The organism is Maridesulfovibrio sp., assembly GCF_963678865.1.
Taxonomy (GTDB): Bacteria; Desulfobacterota; Desulfovibrionia; order Desulfovibrionales; family Desulfovibrionaceae; genus Maridesulfovibrio.
On the sequence record NZ_OY787459.1, the window covers coordinates 863,348 to 879,545 of the forward strand.

Genomic DNA, 16,198 nt, shown 5'->3' on the forward strand with positions numbered 1-16,198 from the left:
GCATAACATGCTGGGAAAAACCTGAACTGCTGTTTTATTATGCTCGGAGTGAAAGTCCGCGGTGAAAACCTGAGAGGCAAGACCATCCCGAACAGGACGGTATACCGCGGGCCTTCACAAACCCATCAGGCCTCCAGATGCAGACTGGAGGCCTGTTCTTTGGACTCTCACCAATCAGGCGGTATATGATGAATAACACCATTATTAAAAAAAGAGCGCTGATTCCTGGGCAGACAAGTATGCTGATTATCGACGCTCCCCAGATAGCCCGAAAAGCCAAGCCGGGAAATTTCATAATTCTACGCGTATCCCAAAACGGGGAACGCATTCCCCTGACCATAGCGGATACGGATCCTCAGGCCGGAACCATAACCATCGTCTACCTTGTAGTCGGTAAAAGCTCGGCTCTGCTTGAAACCCTTAACGAAGGAGATTCGATCCTCGATCTTTGCGGACCACTTGGCAAAGCCACCCATATAGAAAAATGCGGTACCGTTGTCTGCGTAGGCGGAGGAACGGGAATTGCCGCAATGCATCACATTGCTAAAGGACACCATATGGCCGGCAACCATGTTGTCGCTATAGTAGGGGCAAGGAGCAAAGATATGCTTCTATTTTGCGATGAACTTAGCGGTTTCTGTCCCGAACTGATCATCGCTACAGATGACGGAAGCAGCGGACGCAAGGGATTTGTCACGGATGTTCTGCGGGAACGTCTGGAAAAAGATAAGAACGTTGCTGAAGTTGTAGCAGTCGGACCTGTTCCCATGATGGAGGCTGTAGCCGGTGTAACAAAGCCATTCGGAGTTCGTACGGTTGTAAGCCTGAACTCAATTATGGTCGACGGAGTCGGTATGTGCGGCGCATGCCGTTGCAACATCGAAGGCGAAACCAGATTCGCCTGTGTGGATGGGCCGGAATTTGACGGGCACAAGGTTGATTTCAACGAACTCAGGATGCGCCTTGCCCAGTACAGAAATCAGGAAAAGCAATCAATGGATTTGTTCAGGAGGGAACATGGCTAGAAAAAAATTTAACCCTATCCGCACTCCGATGTCTGAACAACCGGCAGATGTGCGCAAAAACAACTTCATGGAAGTAGCCTGCGGATACACTCGAGACCAGGCGATAACCGAAGCATCCCGATGCCTGCAGTGCAAGGAACCTCCCTGCCGCAAAGGCTGTCCCGTTGAAATTGATATCAAAGGGTTTATCGGCCATCTTGCAGCCGGAGATGTTCCCTCGGCATATAAGGTAATCAAGCAAACCAACGCCCTTCCCGCAGTCTGTGGACGAGTCTGTCCGCAGGAAACCCAGTGTGAAGGTTCGTGCATACTGGGCAAAAAACATGAACCTGTAGCAATAGGTCGACTGGAAAGGTACGTTGCCGATACTTTTGACAGTGACTCAGCATGTGAAATCATAACCGGAGACACTGCCTGCAGCATGCCCAACGAGCATCTCAAAGTTGCCTGCATAGGCTCTGGGCCTTCCAGCCTTACGGTTGCCGGCTACATGGCTGCCAGAGGCGTCCCTGTCACCGTTTATGAAGCCCTTCACGAAGTGGGAGGCGTTCTTATCTACGGAATTCCTGAATTCAGACTGCCCAAGTCGATAGTGGCACGAGAAGTCGGGGCATTGTGGAGCAAGGGAGTCAAATTTCTTCCGAATTGGGTTGGCGGCAAAACAGTCACCATTCAGGACCTCATGGAGGAAGGATTCAATGCGGTATTTATAGGCGTAGGCGCAGGACTTCCTAAATTTCTCAATATTCCGGGAGAAAATCTTGTAGGGGTATATTCATCGAACGAATATCTCACTCGAGTCAATCTGGGCCGGGCATACAGTTTCCCGGACCACGACACACCTGCTCCCAGACCTCGCAATGTAGCTGTTGTCGGTGGCGGAAACGTCGCCATGGACGCAGCACGCACAGCCCTGAGGCTGGGGGCTGAAAACGTGTACATAACCTACCGCCGTACCAAGGAAGAAATGCCGGCACGTCAGGAAGAGCTGCACCATGCAATTGAAGAAGGTGTTAAGCTGAACCTGCTGACCTCGCCTATCTCCATAAATGGAGATGAAAATTCGCATGTAAAATCCATGACTCTGCAGGTGATGGAACTCGGTGAACCGGACGACTCCGGTCGGCGCAGGCCCGTACCGGCAAAAGGGATAACCGAGGAACTTGAGGTGGATATGGTTATCATGGCCGTTGGAACCGGAGCTAATCCGGTGCTGCTTGAAGCTACTCCCGGACTAGACTTGAACAAATGGGGCTATATTGAAGCTGATTCGGAAACCGGCGAGACATCTATTCCAAATGTTTTTGCAGGAGGAGACATTGTATCCGGTTCAGCAACAGTAATATCCGCCATGGGTGCAGGTCGCAGGGCAGCAAAAACAATTGCCGAACGTCTGGGAGTGTAAAACAGCCAACACTGTAATCACTCCATATTAATGTTCTTTATTCCAGCCAGACTCTTTGCAGTCTGGCTTTTTCATGACAGGACACACCATGAATATCATTCACCCCTAAAAATTCCAGCAAACACGAAATCCGATTCAAAATAAATTGAAGGTTATCCTGATTGGTTTGATTTGGTCACTGGGGTGGGTTGATTATTTAAGTGATTCTGTGGATCAGGTTGTATGGCGACAGAAAGATGGTGGCAGCCTGATTTTCATTCTATAGACAATTGATAAAAAGAGTACATAATGATAAATTTGTCGAACTAACTACAGCCACCGACGTTTGAAAAGTGATTAAGTACAGGAGGTTTGATGCGCCCCACTGTGAACTATTTACCAGTAGACGGAACTCGCTTGATGATTTTTTAAGCAGAATTCATGTATCTCCACCTAATGACAGAACTGACTATAAGGTCATCCTGATTGGTTTGATTAAGTCAATGGGGTGGATTGATTTTTGGTGATTCTGTGGATCAGCCCCTCTCTGGAAATATTCACCGCATAAGAGCCAATAATTACAGGCAACGTCGTTACACAAAATATAGTACCATTAACCTAAATGTAAAAGTTCATAGCAAGTATTTTGTTAACATTTTGCTACCAGTACAATAATTGCGCAAATCAGACTAACAACGTTCAAAAGGACTAGACATGAAATTCAAAGATTGGAGCTTAAAGACTAAAATCATTATACCAATATTCAGCTTTGTTGTTTTAATTCTTGCAGCTAGCACCATAGTAATGACCGAACAAGCCAAAACCATGGCTGTTGAACAAGCAACTTCGGCCGCTGAAACCCAAGCGAAAGGATTTGGGAATGAAATATCCAAGACCTTGAGTAAAGCTCTAACTGCAACCAGAACAGTTGCTTCCCTATATCAGGAAGCTGCAAACTACAGCAGCATTCCAGAGCGTGAACTTTTAGACGCTGTTCGACTAAACGTATTGAAACGTCATCCGGTACTGGCAGGTTCATGGTGTGTCTTTCCATCTAAAACCACATTTGACAATAAAGAAGATGAGTACCGCGCCAAATACAAAGGAGCATACCGTCAATGGTACTACCGAGACGGGGCAAGCATTGTCGGAGATTATGCCGGTGATCCAGACATGAGCAAAGTTTCATGGTTCACAACTCCAATGTCCGGCAACGATGAGACAATCACCGAACCTTATGCATGGAAAACGGGAGGTAAAAAGTCATGGTTCTGCTCCACTGGATATCCAATAACGAGAAACGGCGAAAATATCGGCGTAATCGGCTTTGATTTTTATTTGGATGATTTGCAGAAAACAATTCGCGACATTAAGCCTTTTGAAACCGGTTATGCCTTTCTGGTCACCAATAAGGGTAATATTGTGGCCCATCCAGAAAAAGATATACAGGCTAAGAACCTCTCAGACGTAATGGATGGAAAACACAAGGACAATATTCTAAGAGCTATCAAGAGAGGGCAACATTATTCGTATACAGGAAAATCACCAATCACCGGAAAGATGGAATACATTACCTTTGCACCGGTTGTTGTAGGCAAAACCGTTTTCCCATGGTCTGTAGCACTTGTTATCCCAATGGATAAAGTTAAAGCTCAGGCTAATACTATTGCCTTCAACAGTGCGATTGTCGGAGTGATAGCCATTTTGATTTTGCTCTGCGTTCTTTTTGTACTGGCAGGAGTTATAAGCAAACCTATTCTCAAGACAGCCGATTACACCAACAAAGTTGCTGAAGGAAACCACGATGCTGAACTTGACATTCATCAACGGGATGAGATCGGAAGAATGGCAGACTCTCTTCGCTCAATGGTTAGTGAACTGAAAATTAATATCACAAAAGCAAAAGAAGAAACCGATAAAGCCAGGGAAGAGTCCACCCGAGCCCAGGAAGCAACTAAAGAAGCGGAAAAAGCAAGGGCAAAAGCAGATACTTCTCGCGCTGAAGGTCTTCATCATGCAGCAAACCGAGTAGAGCAGGTCCTTCACCATGTAGTCTCAGCTTCTGAACAAATGTCTGTACAATCAGCTCAACTCCTCAAGGGAACTGAAATACAAAGTGAACGTATATCAACCACCGCCACTGCCATGGAAGAAATGAATGCCACTGTACTTGAAATCGCACGCAATGCAGGAGATGCTGCAAAATCCAGCACAGAAGCGCAACATAAAGCCAAAGACGGAGCCGAGATTGTCAGTAAATCAAGGCTTTCACTGGACTACACTGTTTCCGAAGTGAACAATCTTAAGGGTAACATGGAAGAATTGGATAAGCAGGCAAAGGGGACTGAAACAATCATCGGCGTAATCACTGATATCGCTGACCAAACCAACCTACTGGCACTGAATGCAGCCATTGAAGCTGCCCGCGCAGGTGAGGCCGGGCGTGGCTTTGCAGTTGTTGCCGATGAAGTTAGAAAACTGGCAGAAAAGACCATGACCGCAACCGGAGAAGTATCACAATCTATAGGTGCTATTCAGCGCGTTGCTGTAGACAATATCAAGTCCATGGAAATGGTATATAAACGCATAGGTGAAGCCAACCAATACTCAGAAAGCTCGGGCGGCGTGTTAAAGGAAATTGTAGACGGAGCTGAGGCGAGTGCCTCACAGATTCAAAGCATAGCTACAGCAGCGGAACAGCAATCTGCAACCTCTGAAGAAATCAGTAGTTCGGTAGAAGAAATAAGTCGAATCACAACTGAAACAGCTGCCGGGGCCAACGAATTTTCCTTAGCCCTTGGAGCACTAGCTGAACAGATTTCTGAAATGCAAAAAATTGTTGAAGACCTCAAAATGTAATCGGCAACTTAACAGTATGCCATAACCGGACATAAACACTGCAATTCCGCAAAAAAATGGTTAACCCTGAAAAAGGGTTAACCATTTAATTTATAATCACAAAAACTCTGCCCTTCCCCTCCAAGTCCTTTCGGTGGGTTGATGTATCGTTCATGCAGGTTCAGAGAAACAGCCACTGAAACCTTGAATATTTTAACGAGATCAATGATTACAGTCAGCTAGGTATTTAACTCGTAACAGCATTCTATGAACATAAACCAGGCATATACTTAGCTACGAGTAATCCGGCACCCATAAGCCAGATTGCCAAAATCCCGGCTAAAATAAATGGCTTTGGACCAACAACTTTAGCTTTCTCGAGATTGGTCTCCATACCAAGAGCACACATAGCCATTGTCAGCAGGAAAATGTCGGATGAATTTATGAAGTGTACAACGTTTTCTGGAATGATTCCCAGTGAATTTATGAATACGCATAAAACGAAAAGCAGTGCAAAAACAGGGAAGCCTTTTCTTTTTGAGGAGGTCTCTTCTGTCTCAGCATTTTTTTCAGGGAATTTGGCAAGCCACAATCCAACTGCAATAAGTAATGGAGCAAGAAGTACCACACGCAGCATTTTAACTATGACAGCAACATTACCCGCTTCCGGGGAAATTGCGTTTCCTGCCGCAACAGCATGAGCTACCTCGTGCATTGTTGATCCTACCCAGATGCCATATGATTGTTCCGTTAAATTCAGCAGTCCGCTTTTATATAATAATGGATAAAGGAGCATGGCGATTGTTCCGTAAACCACCACAGTTCCAACCGCGATACTGCTTTCATGTGCTTTAGCACGTACAACCGGTTCAGTTCCAAGAATTGCCGCGGCCCCGCAAACAGAACTCCCCGCAGCAGTAAGCATTGCCAGCCTTCTGGGCATTTTGAGCACTTTAGTGCCTAAAACTGTTCCGCCAATGAAAGTACTGCTTACAATAAAAACATCTGCCATGATCCCGGATAGGCCAACAGATGTAATATCTTGAAGAGTTAGGCGGAAACCATATAAAACAACAGCAGCTCTAAGCAGACGCCCGGAAGAAAATAAAATTCCAGAAACCCATTGTTCTGGCAGATTCTGGCGCAGTGTGTTTCCATATAGCATCCCCAGAACGATACCTACAATTAAGGGACTGATGTTGATCGAACGAATCATGTGCAGAGAAGAAATTTGTGAAGCCGCAGATGCAAAAAGAGCTACAAAAAGAATTCCATTGAAAGCTTTTGTTGAATAAAAGTCAGGCGAAATAATTTTTTGAATCATTAGTCACTCCTCGTTTGTTTTTGTTATTCAGACTTATTCTTAAAAATTAGCAAATAGGCAAACGGTAAAAGATTGATGATTCAACAAGAAAAAGTTATCAATCAGATATGAAGTTAAGGCACATAGAAATATTTTTGGCACTGGCCCGTACTCCGAATATGCGTGAGGTCTCATCTAGACTGTTTCTGTCTCAGGCAGGGGTCTCCAGCTCTTTAAGGCTGTTTGAAAATGAGCTTGGTGTTTTGTTGTTTGATAGAGTCGGGCGAGAGATTCGTTTGAATGAAAAAGGGAGGCTGCTTTTTGCCTACTTAGCTCCGCTTTACAGACAGATTGACGACAGCATTGATATGATCATGTCAGGAGCGATGGTAGGAAATGTGAAACTAGGAGCTTCGGCAACTCTTGCGGACTATGTGCTGCCACATGTTTTATACGAATTTAAAACCCGGCATGACCGGGTGAATATTTCTTTAGAATCTGGAAGTACAAAAGAAATCGTGGAACAAGTTGAAGCCGGCACGCTCGATATGGGCTTTGTGGAAGGTGACGTTACCTCAACAGGAGTTCGCACAGCCTCACTTTGTAAAGATAACCTTGTTGTAATCAGCTCTGACATTAAACTGGCCGAAAATGGCCCTTACCCTATTGCAAAACTTGCAGAAAAAAATTGGTTGATTCGCCAAGAAGGTTCAGGAACTCGAGAGTTGTTCCTGCAAAATGTAATGCAAAAAGGCGTTTCTCCTAAGATCTTTTTGGAATTCAGCAACAATGAAGCCATCAAAACTGTTCTGCATAACTCAGGAACGTTAACTTGTATCTCCCCACGGGTTGTTGAATCCGAATTAAGACGTAATGAATTTTATACTGTGCCAATAAGTGATGTCCAGTTTTCAAGGTTTTTTTTACAGGTTCTGCATAAGCGAAGAAATTTATCTCCGTTACTCCAAGGTATCTCTGAAGCTGTAATGGAAATGTTGGCTAATAGTTTTGCAAAAGAGACTGCAAGCTAATTTAATCAATTAAGTATAATCGCCCACTTGCGCATGTAGCTAATCATTCGGCTGCATTAAAACATTACAGGGCATCATATCATCATTCTGAATGAATCTTTTACCCAATATATTTAAACACCTTTCATAAATTATAATCACAAAAACTCCGCCCTTCCCCTTCAAGCCCTTTCGGTGGAATGATGTACTTCGCATACAGGTGGTGATTCTGTGGATATGATGGGGGTATGTTCTGGAGGATATGAACATTAGAATTTTATCAATACCCATTACCGGCAATTAGGTTTCAAACTGCCTGTGTGTTACTGCTTTTTCAACCAATCAATAGTGTATTTCTGGACCTTGTAAGCATCAGCAGCAGTCCAGAAACCAATATGAGAAGCTTTCTCAATCCAAAGAAGTTGGGAGTTGGGTATTGCATCATGGGCATACTCGGCATCACGAGGGAGCACGTCATTATCGGAATCACCGTGTATGATCAACGCAGGACAGCTGATTTTATCCAGAGGAAGTTTTCCGATTGCCGCTCCTAGTGCGATATCATTTTCAGCACCTGCCTTGCGTTCAGAAAACTTGTCACTCATTGTTTTGAACATTGCATCAATCATGGCAAATTTCCTGTCATCTTTGACGATTTCTTTGACTCGGTTTCCCAGTTCATGCTTTTCCAAAGAACTTTCCGTTCGCAAGAAACTTTTAACCACCGATGCCGGAAAATGCTTGAAGAAGAAGCTCATCAACCATTGACCGGAGTTGCTAAGGTACATCCATTCCTCAACTTTATTAATATCATCTCCCTTGGTGTAGTTCATACTTATGCCGTCGATGACCACCAAAGCCTTTGTTTTTTCAGGGTGTCGTTGTGCTAATTGATAGCTTGCAGGACCGCCGCCTGAAACTCCGATTACAATTGAGCTTGGAATGTTCAAGGCATCCAGAAGAGCAGCCATGAAATCACCTTGTTCTTCAGCTGTTTTCCCATGGTTCAATGGCGTTCCAAGGTATCCAGGTCGGGATGGTGCAATAATTTTAAATCCATGTTTGCGGAAAAGTTCTCCAAGCATCAGGGCTTGGTCGTATCCTCCAGGGCCGCCATGCGAAATTAAGATGATAGGTCCTTCACCATTTATGGCATATTCAACTTTGCCGTATGAAGTTTCAATAATGGTTGAGGAATGTGCCAAACAATCATATAAATCCTTGGGAGTCGGAGTTTGGTCCTCGGACAAAAATTCGATTAAATTTCGAGATGAAAGAGTCGTCACATGCTTCTCCTTTGCTAAAGCCAAATAGCAAGACAAATATCTTGACTCTTATTTTTTGCCAGACTTTGTAATCAGAGGCAAGGTGGAATTATTCAATTAGTCGGATACGATTGGGACACCTAAACCGACTGCCCAGTATGCTGGACATGTTCTATTCTTACTGTCAAACACCTGTGTTTTCTTTACGCAAAACTCTACACCTGTTTTTTCACCAGTGATTTTCAATACGTAAACAATTGCGTTTTTTGAATTGCCAGTCATTCTGCCACTCCGTACCAAATCTATTCCTGTATGAAATATATTATGCTATGAACCTGCTAACTGGTAATACTTTATGCTGGTCAGAATAACCAAGACAGATCACAGGAGATATCATGGCTAATTTTTTATTTGTGCTGAGTAAAAACGACAACGAAGCTGCAACCAGATGTTTTCAATTCGCTAAAATCGCTCACGGTAAAGGTCATCATGTGGATATGTTCTTCATTGACGGTGGAGTGGAATGGGCAGTCACAGGCAGAGATTTAACCCAAAAAACAACTACTGGAGATTGTCCTCAAGATTATCTTCCGTACCTGATTGAAAATGAAGTCAAGACGGGTATTTGTACTCCTTGTGCCAACAATCGTAATCTGGATGAAGCAACCTTTCATTCCAATATGCAGTTAGATGGTGGCCCCCACCTGATCGACATGGCAGCAGAAGCAAAAGTATTCAATTTTTAATTTTTGGAAATACCCTTGGATTAAGTTTCAAGGGTATTCCTATCCCGGAACAGGAATAAAACGAATAGAAGGACTACGTGTAGAACTGCACCCGATATTCACAGGCCCGGCATTGTCTGCATCAGTCTTCCATCAAGTAAAAGCCAGACATATACCGGATGCCCTAACCGGTCCTCACTCATAGCTATTTTCAGAACTTCAAACGTTAATATCATTAGTTAACACAAAATCCATATAATCGTTGACTCCATTCTTCAGATACGGATAATAATTAGTAGTATTTTGATTTTTATAGAACGAACTTCAACTCATTTTAAACTGAAGGAGTCTATTATGGAATCAGGAATCCCCCTTTTAGGTGATAATTTTCCAGAAATGGAAGTCGTAACAACCCACGGAACGCTTAATTTACCAAGTGATATGGCAGGAAAGTGGTTTGTGCTCTTTTCTCACCCCGCAGACTATACCCCGGTCTGCACCACTGAATTCGTAGCTTTTCAAAAACGCTATGCTGAATTCAAGGCTATGAATTGTGAATTAATTGGATTGTCAATTGATCAGGTATTCTCACACATAAAATGGGCTGAATGGATTAAAGAGAACTTGGATGTTGAAATTGAATTCCCCATTATTGCTGATGATATGGGCAAGGTTGCCGCCAAACTTGGTATGGTCCATCCTGGAAAAGGAACTAATACTGTAAGAGCCGTTTTCATTGCCGATGATAAAGGTAAACTCAGGATCATGTTTTACTATCCACAAGAACTAGGTAGAAACATGGATGAGATTCTGAGAGCGGTTAAAGGGATGCAGACCTCTGATGCCAATGGAGTCGCAATTCCTGCAGGTTGGCCCAACAATGAACTTATAGGTGAGTCAGTTATTGTTCCACCTGCAAACAATGTAAAAACAGCCAAAGAACGCACTGGTGCAACTGATTGTTATGATTGGTGGTTCTGCCATAAGAAAATTTAAATATTTAAACTAATTCTTGTATGAAAAAAGGGTCGATTTACAATAATCGACCCTTTGAATTTTTAGATGTAAAAATAGCCTGAAATGACAACCCTACCCCCATATTCACAGGCCCGGCATTGGCTGCATCAGTCTTCTATCCAGTAAATCTCATACTGCCACTGCTTCAGTTCTCAGCCTGTATGCTTTTGAATCCCCAAAATCCCACAGAATCCTAATAGTCCTTTTCTGCTTACCTAATCATCATCCGGCAGCATCAGAGTAATACATGGCTTCATGTCATCATCTGGACCGCACTGGCACAAGACCTCTACTTCTTCAAGGGTCCTCGGCTGTGACTTGGTTAAAAACAAAACCTTGAAGCTAATCCTGCTCTCATTCTATTTATCCGGCATCGCCAACAAACACATGCTGAACAGGTCATGGAGCCGACCAGTAACGCTCTGCCCTTCGCCTTCAAGTCCTTTGGGTGAAGTGATGTATCTTTCATACAGGTTCAGAGAAACAGCCACTGGAACCTTGAATCCGGTCTCCTTCGCCTGTTCGGTGACATCGATTAAATTTCCGTCTTCGAGTGCCTGTTTACGAGTGTAGAAATAGACCATCTGCAAGGATGGATCGCACTTAATTACCATCTTAATTTCTCCATCAATTTCATAAGTTAAGTAGTTATGATAAATTGACAGTTCTCCTGTTTAGATCCAGAGAGGCATACCCTAGCCCTTATATCCATTAAGACAAATAATCACATCACTGGTATAAACTTTGCAAATCTTAACAAATAGGGAATTTTTTTCCTGATAGGGGAAACAAATTGAAATAATATAAGTTCAATTCATGCCTACGGAGAATATGTATGAATATTTCAGCAGCAACCAGTGCATATCAGGCAAATCAAATTCAGAAGACACGCAATAATTCTTCAACACAAGCAAATGAGACGACTGTTCCGAATAAATCACAGGGCGATACTGTTACGATTTCGGAGGAAGCAAGAAAAGCGCAGAAAAAAGAGGGGTACGACCCAGATGCATTGGTCTATTTTCCTGATTCAATTATCAAGTATGTCCCTGATTGCCGCATACTGGTCATAGAGGTCGGAAGATACGGCCCAGTCTATAAACAAACTCCCACAGCAGAACAAAAGCAAGTTGGACCAGAATACAATAAAGAACTCACTCGTATCTATAATGCATGTTTAAGGAAGCATGATCTTACCGGGGAAAAGTTAGGAAAAATGCCAAAAGAATATCAAGAAAAATTTGAAAGAGATCTTCATCAAATGCTCGCTGATGATCCCAACAGTAAACGCATTCAAGAGTTAATGGATATTCTGGAAGTTAAAGTAGATAGACTGAACTAATCTACAAAAAGGCTGACCTAATCTGTAGTGGTTCATACTCGATCTGACAGTCCGCCTTTTTGATGGGACCGAAATTGTCAGTTTAGTTTAAACTTTGGACCTTATCGTTCCAGAGCGCTTTTCCATCCAGCATAGTTGCCAGTGGTGTTCGACCGCAACATATTTTTCCCTGATGAGATCGTTGTGTGTTGTATTCATCAATCCAGATATCGAGATCAGTCTGTAATTCTTCAAGTGAAGTATATATCTTACGTCTGAACGTGACCCTGTAAAATTCATCCAGAATTGTTTTGTGGAATCGTTCGCAAATCCCGTTTGTTTGCGGATGACGTGCTTTCGTTTTTGTGTGCTCGATGCCGCAAACGCCAAGAAACAGCTCGTAATCGTGTTTCTCAACGCATCCGCAATACTCGGTTCCTCTGTCGGTCAGCATGCGTAAAATGCCCATTTCCTGCTCCGCGAAGAAAGGAAGAACCTTGTCGTTGAGCATATCGGCTGCTGTGATCGGAGTTTTGGTTGTGTAGAGTTTTGCGGCTGCCCACTTGGAATAGGTGTCCACAAAGGTCTGCTGGTAGATTCGTCCAACGCCTTTGATTGTGCCGACATAGAAAGTGTCCTGACTGCCGAGATAGCCAGGATGGGCAGTTTCGATTTCACCGCAAGCCAAATTGTAAACCTCCCCATAAAACACCCCACTACGGCAGAATTCTGCGCAAACCACTACCCGGCAGCTTTATTTTCCGTAAAATTTTCATACGGTAATAAATCCTAACATCAGTTTTTTTTACCACCGGCTCAACCAATAACCACTTAACTTAATTGATCATTACCAAAAACACTCACCATCAGAAACTAATTACACACAAACTAACGTATCTTTAACAATATAGAATATTTTGACTTTTACACAAAATATACATTAGAATCTGAAGCACCACCGATTTGGTTATGGACCAGACGGGCTTCTGGACAGCAGGTTTAATTGATTAGGAGATTGTTGATGGGCGTAGGTTTGGAAAGATTCAGGTTTTCCAACTGGCATCAGCACGCACGCTGGCTGCTGCTGAGTATTGCTGTCGGGGTTGTTGCCGGGCTTGGAGCAGTGTTTTTTGACCGGCTTCTGGACAATGCCCTTGAATTTTTCGTAAAACTGCCAATCAGTTTTTTTGAGCCGAATGTAGGCAATCCGCTGGCCGTTGATATTTCAGAAACTGGTTTTTCCTTATGGATTATCCCCATTGCGACAATTGGCGGACTTTTGTCCGGGCTGCTTGTTTTCAATATAGCTCCTGAAACCGAAGGGCACGGTACAGACGCCATGATCGAATCCTTCCACCTTCAGGGAGGATTCACCAGAAAACGAACACCTTTCATAAAAATTCTGGCTTCCGCACTGACCATCGGCAGCGGTGGTTCGGGAGGTAAGGAAGGCCCGATTGCGCAGATCGGTTCGGGGTTCGGCTCGCTGCTGGCAACATGGCTCGACCTGAAACCGAGAGAAAGGCGCGTCCTGCTCCTTGCCGGAGCGGCGGGCGGCATCGGAGCAATTTTTCAGGCCCCACTCGGAGCGGCATTATTTGTCCCCGGAGTACTCTACAGGGAAACCGAGTATGAATACGAAGCAATCCTGCCCTGCATCATATCCGCCATCATGGCCCATGCTGTTTTTTCCGAAATGTACGGCAGACATGCCCTTTTCCAGCCCGGCAACGTTGCTTTCGATCTGCCGGTGGAATTTATTCCTTACACTATTTTCGGCATCCTCTGCGCGCTGGTGGGATTCATATACATCAAGTTCTTTTATGGAATGCGGGACTACTTTTTCAACAAGCTGCCCATCCCCCGGATGTTTCGCCCTGCCGTCGGCGGATTCATGCTTGGCTGTGTTGCCTATTACTACCCGCAGATTATAGATGGCGGTTATGTATGGATTCAGCTGGCTCTTGACGGCAAAATGATCTGGGAAACCATGCTGCTGCTGGTTTTCATAAAAATAGCAGCCACGTCCTTTACGATCAGTTCCGGCGGCAGCGGCGGTGTTTTCGGGCCATCGGTTTTCATCGGTGCCATGCTCGGAGGAGCTTTCGGCGGCATAGGCCACATGATAGCGCCCGATTGGGTCGTTAACCCCAATTCCTTTATTCTGGTCGGCATGGGCGGATTTTTTGCAGGTGTCGCCAAAGTTCCTATCGCATCAATCATCATGGCCTGCGAAATGAGCTCCAGTTACACCCTGCTGGTGCCGCTTATGCTGGTTTCGACAATATCCTACCTGATTCTCGGCAAGATGAGCCTGTATGAAAAGCAGTTCAGCAGCCGGCTGGACTCTCCTGCCCATATCAATGAATTTGCCAGAGGCGTGCTTTCGGTGCTGCATGTCCGCGATGCCCTGATCAGCGAACATGTTAGTTCCCTTGAGGAGGGCCTGCCCATCGGCTCTGTGGTGAAAATCGTCACCCAGTACCCGGAATCATATTATCCCGTGGTCAGCGTTGATGGTGACCTGAAGGGAATTTTATCTATCAACGACATAAGGGAACTGATGTTCGAGGAGGCTCAATCCAACGTTCTTGTTGCAAAAGATGTCGCCAGCACAAATGTTATCACCGTTCTTGAAGACGACACCCTGCAGACCGCGCTGGAAAAAATGATCGCCCTGAATGTCAACGCACTGCCCGTTGTAGCCAAAGACAACCCCAAGAAGCTTGTAAGCATGCTTTCAAAGCAGGATCTCATAACCTGCTATTACAACCGAGGTGATTAAATACTAATCATCCTGGAACGCTATGAACAGCCGGAAGCCCCCCCCGGAAACAAGTGCCTCGCACTATAAACATTGCACAAAAATTTGACCTCAGTTCCTGAATCCAAATGCGGTTAATTAATGTTATGGAACGGATTAACCATGTTGTGCTGTCTTGCATCGGCCCCGAGAAGAGTTACAGATTTCACCCCGTCAATTTTCATTGCGATGGCTTTGACATTACCAAGTTGTTTGTTGCTGAAGCTGCTTATAAGCTGTGGAAAATGTATAGTTACGTGACCTTCATCACATGACACCAAAGCATGTCTGCGTCAGCCTTCCATATAGTAAATCTCATACTGTCCCTGAAGTATCCTACAGACAGCGATATACTCAGATAATCCCCATACGGGCAGACTGGAACGGGCTGTTTCGCATATGTTTTAGCCACAGTCTCAGCCATGCAAATCATTCCAGTCGGCTTCAACCATGTTCAGCAACGCCTTGCTTTCCTTCACCAACAGGCTGGGCTTACTAAAATCCGGGGTCCCGGCCAGCTTTTGCAGCAACAAAGCGTCCCTTTCAAACCACAAAGGCAGCAGGCCTCCGAAGAAAAAGCCCTCCGCACGAGCAGCTTCAACTGCTACAGAAATACTGTAACACCATAACGGCAGATAGATATGATACTTATGCATACCTTGATGTTCTCGAAGCACTCCTGCAAGACATTCTGCGAAATCGCAGCCGATGGATTCAACTTCAACCTTTACCAGCCCGGCTTCATCAAGAAGCTTTACTGACAGATTTGTTTCACCTGCGGAAGCAAGTTCCTCTGCTCCGAACGTGTCCGGAACAAATGAACGGTTCAGCCCCATCCATTCATAAATATCACGCAGCTGTGAGTCATAGCGAAAAGGGAGAACAACTTCATCCGAGCTATTTCGCAGCACTATCATGCCATCCAAAAGTGAAATATAGCCGTAGGATTCCTCCTCTCCCGATCTGGGCGACATTGACTCGACTTCAAAGGCACACGGTAAGGCTTTAAACTTCTTGCAAAGTTTTTGCGAAGTTAAGTGATCGCACACACTCTGTCCGAAAAAACCGTCAAACTCCAAATCTTCTGGAGGACGATTATGAAATCTGCTCACCATCCGCAGACCGAGGGACGTACCTCTATAATCCGGATGAACAATCCATGACCCGCCTTCCATAATTTTAGGATTGGGGGCCGCTTGAAACAAAGCATACAGCCCCACCACGTCTCCCTTAGGAGTACGACCGACAATCTGAATCAAATCATCACCTTTGTTGATACGGACCAGTTCATCAGGATCATAGACATGATCCACTGGAAAATTTTCACCATAAACAGCGTAATAGAGCCGCGCTATACCTACAGCATCCTCATGTTTGAAATAATCAACCTCAAACTTCTGATCAGGTTCTACTATGTATGAATCTTCCCTCAAACGGACCAAATTCTGCTCTCTGCTATTATTCACCGTTATTCTCCATATGCACATCATCTTCAAAACTGCGGCAG

12 protein-coding genes and 2 pseudogenes are annotated in these 16,198 nt (G+C 44.5%); 8 read left to right on the forward strand and 6 right to left on the reverse strand.

The window, feature by feature from the left end; translation table 11 throughout:
- Nucleotides 1–188 precede the first annotated feature (188 nt).
- The 3 genes from ACKU41_RS03870 to ACKU41_RS03880 all read left to right on the forward strand — a co-directional run bounded on the left by ACKU41_RS03870 (nucleotide 189) and on the right by ACKU41_RS03880 (nucleotide 5,268).
- Nucleotides 189–1,025: a sulfide/dihydroorotate dehydrogenase-like FAD/NAD-binding protein gene (locus ACKU41_RS03870; RefSeq protein ID WP_319779878.1), complete on the forward strand. Its 837-nt coding sequence runs from the start codon at nucleotides 189–191 to the stop codon at nucleotides 1,023–1,025.
- Entirely contained in the window at nucleotides 1,018–2,430 is a 1,413-nt protein-coding gene (gene gltA, locus ACKU41_RS03875; protein ID WP_321404246.1) for an NADPH-dependent glutamate synthase, read from the forward strand. Before ACKU41_RS03870 ends, gltA begins: the two co-directional genes overlap by 8 nt.
- 693 nt (nucleotides 2,431–3,123) lie before the next feature.
- The gene (locus ACKU41_RS03880; protein WP_321404247.1) at nucleotides 3,124–5,268 is read left to right on the forward strand and encodes a methyl-accepting chemotaxis protein; all 2,145 of its coding nucleotides are present in this window, start codon (nucleotides 3,124–3,126) and stop codon (nucleotides 5,266–5,268) included.
- 244 nt (nucleotides 5,269–5,512) lie between these two features.
- On the opposite strand, the gene ACKU41_RS03885 is transcribed toward ACKU41_RS03880, so the two are convergent.
- Complete coding sequence (locus ACKU41_RS03885; protein ID WP_319779883.1) at nucleotides 5,513–6,571, reverse strand: YeiH family protein; 1,059 nt, start codon at nucleotides 6,569–6,571, stop codon at nucleotides 5,513–5,515.
- Between the two features lie 134 nt (nucleotides 6,572–6,705).
- On the opposite strand from ACKU41_RS03885, the gene ACKU41_RS03890 reads away from it, so the two are divergent.
- Nucleotides 6,706–7,581 (forward strand): LysR substrate-binding domain-containing protein, encoded by an 876-nt coding sequence (locus tag ACKU41_RS03890; RefSeq protein WP_321404249.1) that lies wholly within the window; start codon nucleotides 6,706–6,708, stop codon nucleotides 7,579–7,581.
- A 302-nt stretch (nucleotides 7,582–7,883) separates the two neighbouring features.
- Here the strand turns inward: ACKU41_RS03890 and ACKU41_RS03895 are convergent, their stop codons facing one another.
- The gene (locus ACKU41_RS03895; protein WP_319779886.1) at nucleotides 7,884–8,846 is read right to left on the reverse strand and encodes an alpha/beta hydrolase; all 963 of its coding nucleotides are present in this window, start codon (nucleotides 8,844–8,846) and stop codon (nucleotides 7,884–7,886) included.
- A 96-nt stretch (nucleotides 8,847–8,942) separates the two neighbouring features.
- Entirely contained in the window at nucleotides 8,943–9,107 is a 165-nt protein-coding gene (locus tag ACKU41_RS03900; protein ID WP_319779887.1) for a hypothetical protein, read from the reverse strand.
- Between the two features lie 113 nt (nucleotides 9,108–9,220).
- On the opposite strand from ACKU41_RS03900, the gene ACKU41_RS03905 reads away from it, so the two are divergent.
- Both ACKU41_RS03905 and ACKU41_RS03910 read left to right on the forward strand, forming a co-directional pair.
- Nucleotides 9,221–9,571: a DsrE family protein gene (locus ACKU41_RS03905; protein ID WP_321404250.1), complete on the forward strand. Its 351-nt coding sequence runs from the start codon at nucleotides 9,221–9,223 to the stop codon at nucleotides 9,569–9,571.
- 333 nt (nucleotides 9,572–9,904) lie between these two features.
- Nucleotides 9,905–10,546: a peroxiredoxin gene (locus ACKU41_RS03910; protein ID WP_321404251.1), complete on the forward strand. Its 642-nt coding sequence runs from the start codon at nucleotides 9,905–9,907 to the stop codon at nucleotides 10,544–10,546.
- A 236-nt stretch (nucleotides 10,547–10,782) separates the two neighbouring features.
- Here ACKU41_RS03910 and ACKU41_RS03915 read toward each other — a convergent pair.
- A pseudogene (locus ACKU41_RS03915) lies at nucleotides 10,783–11,181 on the reverse strand (DUF6573 family protein).
- A 221-nt stretch (nucleotides 11,182–11,402) separates the two neighbouring features.
- Here ACKU41_RS03915 and ACKU41_RS03920 point away from each other — a divergent pair.
- The gene (locus ACKU41_RS03920) at nucleotides 11,403–11,909 is read left to right on the forward strand and encodes a hypothetical protein (protein ID WP_319779890.1); all 507 of its coding nucleotides are present in this window, start codon (nucleotides 11,403–11,405) and stop codon (nucleotides 11,907–11,909) included.
- Between the two features lie 82 nt (nucleotides 11,910–11,991).
- On the opposite strand, the pseudogene ACKU41_RS03925 reads toward ACKU41_RS03920, so the two are convergent.
- Nucleotides 11,992–12,573: pseudogene (locus ACKU41_RS03925) on the reverse strand (integrase core domain-containing protein); the annotation flags it as partial.
- Nucleotides 12,574–12,909: 336 nt separating this feature from the next.
- On the opposite strand from ACKU41_RS03925, the gene ACKU41_RS03930 reads away from it, so the two are divergent.
- Nucleotides 12,910–14,673: a chloride channel protein gene (locus tag ACKU41_RS03930; protein ID WP_319779891.1), complete on the forward strand. Its 1,764-nt coding sequence runs from the start codon at nucleotides 12,910–12,912 to the stop codon at nucleotides 14,671–14,673.
- 434 nt (nucleotides 14,674–15,107) lie between these two features.
- Here the strand turns inward: ACKU41_RS03930 and ACKU41_RS03935 are convergent, their stop codons facing one another.
- Nucleotides 15,108–16,157 carry a hypothetical protein gene (locus tag ACKU41_RS03935; protein WP_319779892.1) on the reverse strand — a complete coding sequence of 350 codons (1,050 nt, stop codon included), beginning with the start codon at nucleotides 16,155–16,157 and terminating at the stop codon, nucleotides 15,108–15,110.
- Nucleotides 16,158–16,198 lie beyond the last annotated feature (41 nt).

Excerpts from the sequence above, each read along its gene's own strand:
- ACKU41_RS03870 (WP_319779878.1), top strand. The coding sequence starts at position 189 with ATGAATAACACCATTATTAAAAAAAGAGCGCTGATTCCTGGGCAGACA.
- gltA (WP_321404246.1), top strand. The coding sequence starts at position 1,018 with ATGGCTAGAAAAAAATTTAACCCTATCCGCACTCCGATGTCTGAACAA.
- ACKU41_RS03880 (WP_321404247.1), top strand. The coding sequence starts at position 3,124 with ATGAAATTCAAAGATTGGAGCTTAAAGACTAAAATCATTATACCAATA.
- ACKU41_RS03885 (WP_319779883.1), bottom strand. The coding sequence starts at position 6,571 with ATGATTCAAAAAATTATTTCGCCTGACTTTTATTCAACAAAAGCTTTC.
- ACKU41_RS03900 (WP_319779887.1), bottom strand. The coding sequence starts at position 9,107 with ATGACTGGCAATTCAAAAAACGCAATTGTTTACGTATTGAAAATCACT.
- ACKU41_RS03905 (WP_321404250.1), top strand. The coding sequence starts at position 9,221 with ATGGCTAATTTTTTATTTGTGCTGAGTAAAAACGACAACGAAGCTGCA.
- ACKU41_RS03910 (WP_321404251.1), top strand. The coding sequence starts at position 9,905 with ATGGAATCAGGAATCCCCCTTTTAGGTGATAATTTTCCAGAAATGGAA.
- ACKU41_RS03920 (WP_319779890.1), top strand. The coding sequence starts at position 11,403 with ATGAATATTTCAGCAGCAACCAGTGCATATCAGGCAAATCAAATTCAG.
- ACKU41_RS03930 (WP_319779891.1), top strand. The coding sequence starts at position 12,910 with ATGGGCGTAGGTTTGGAAAGATTCAGGTTTTCCAACTGGCATCAGCAC.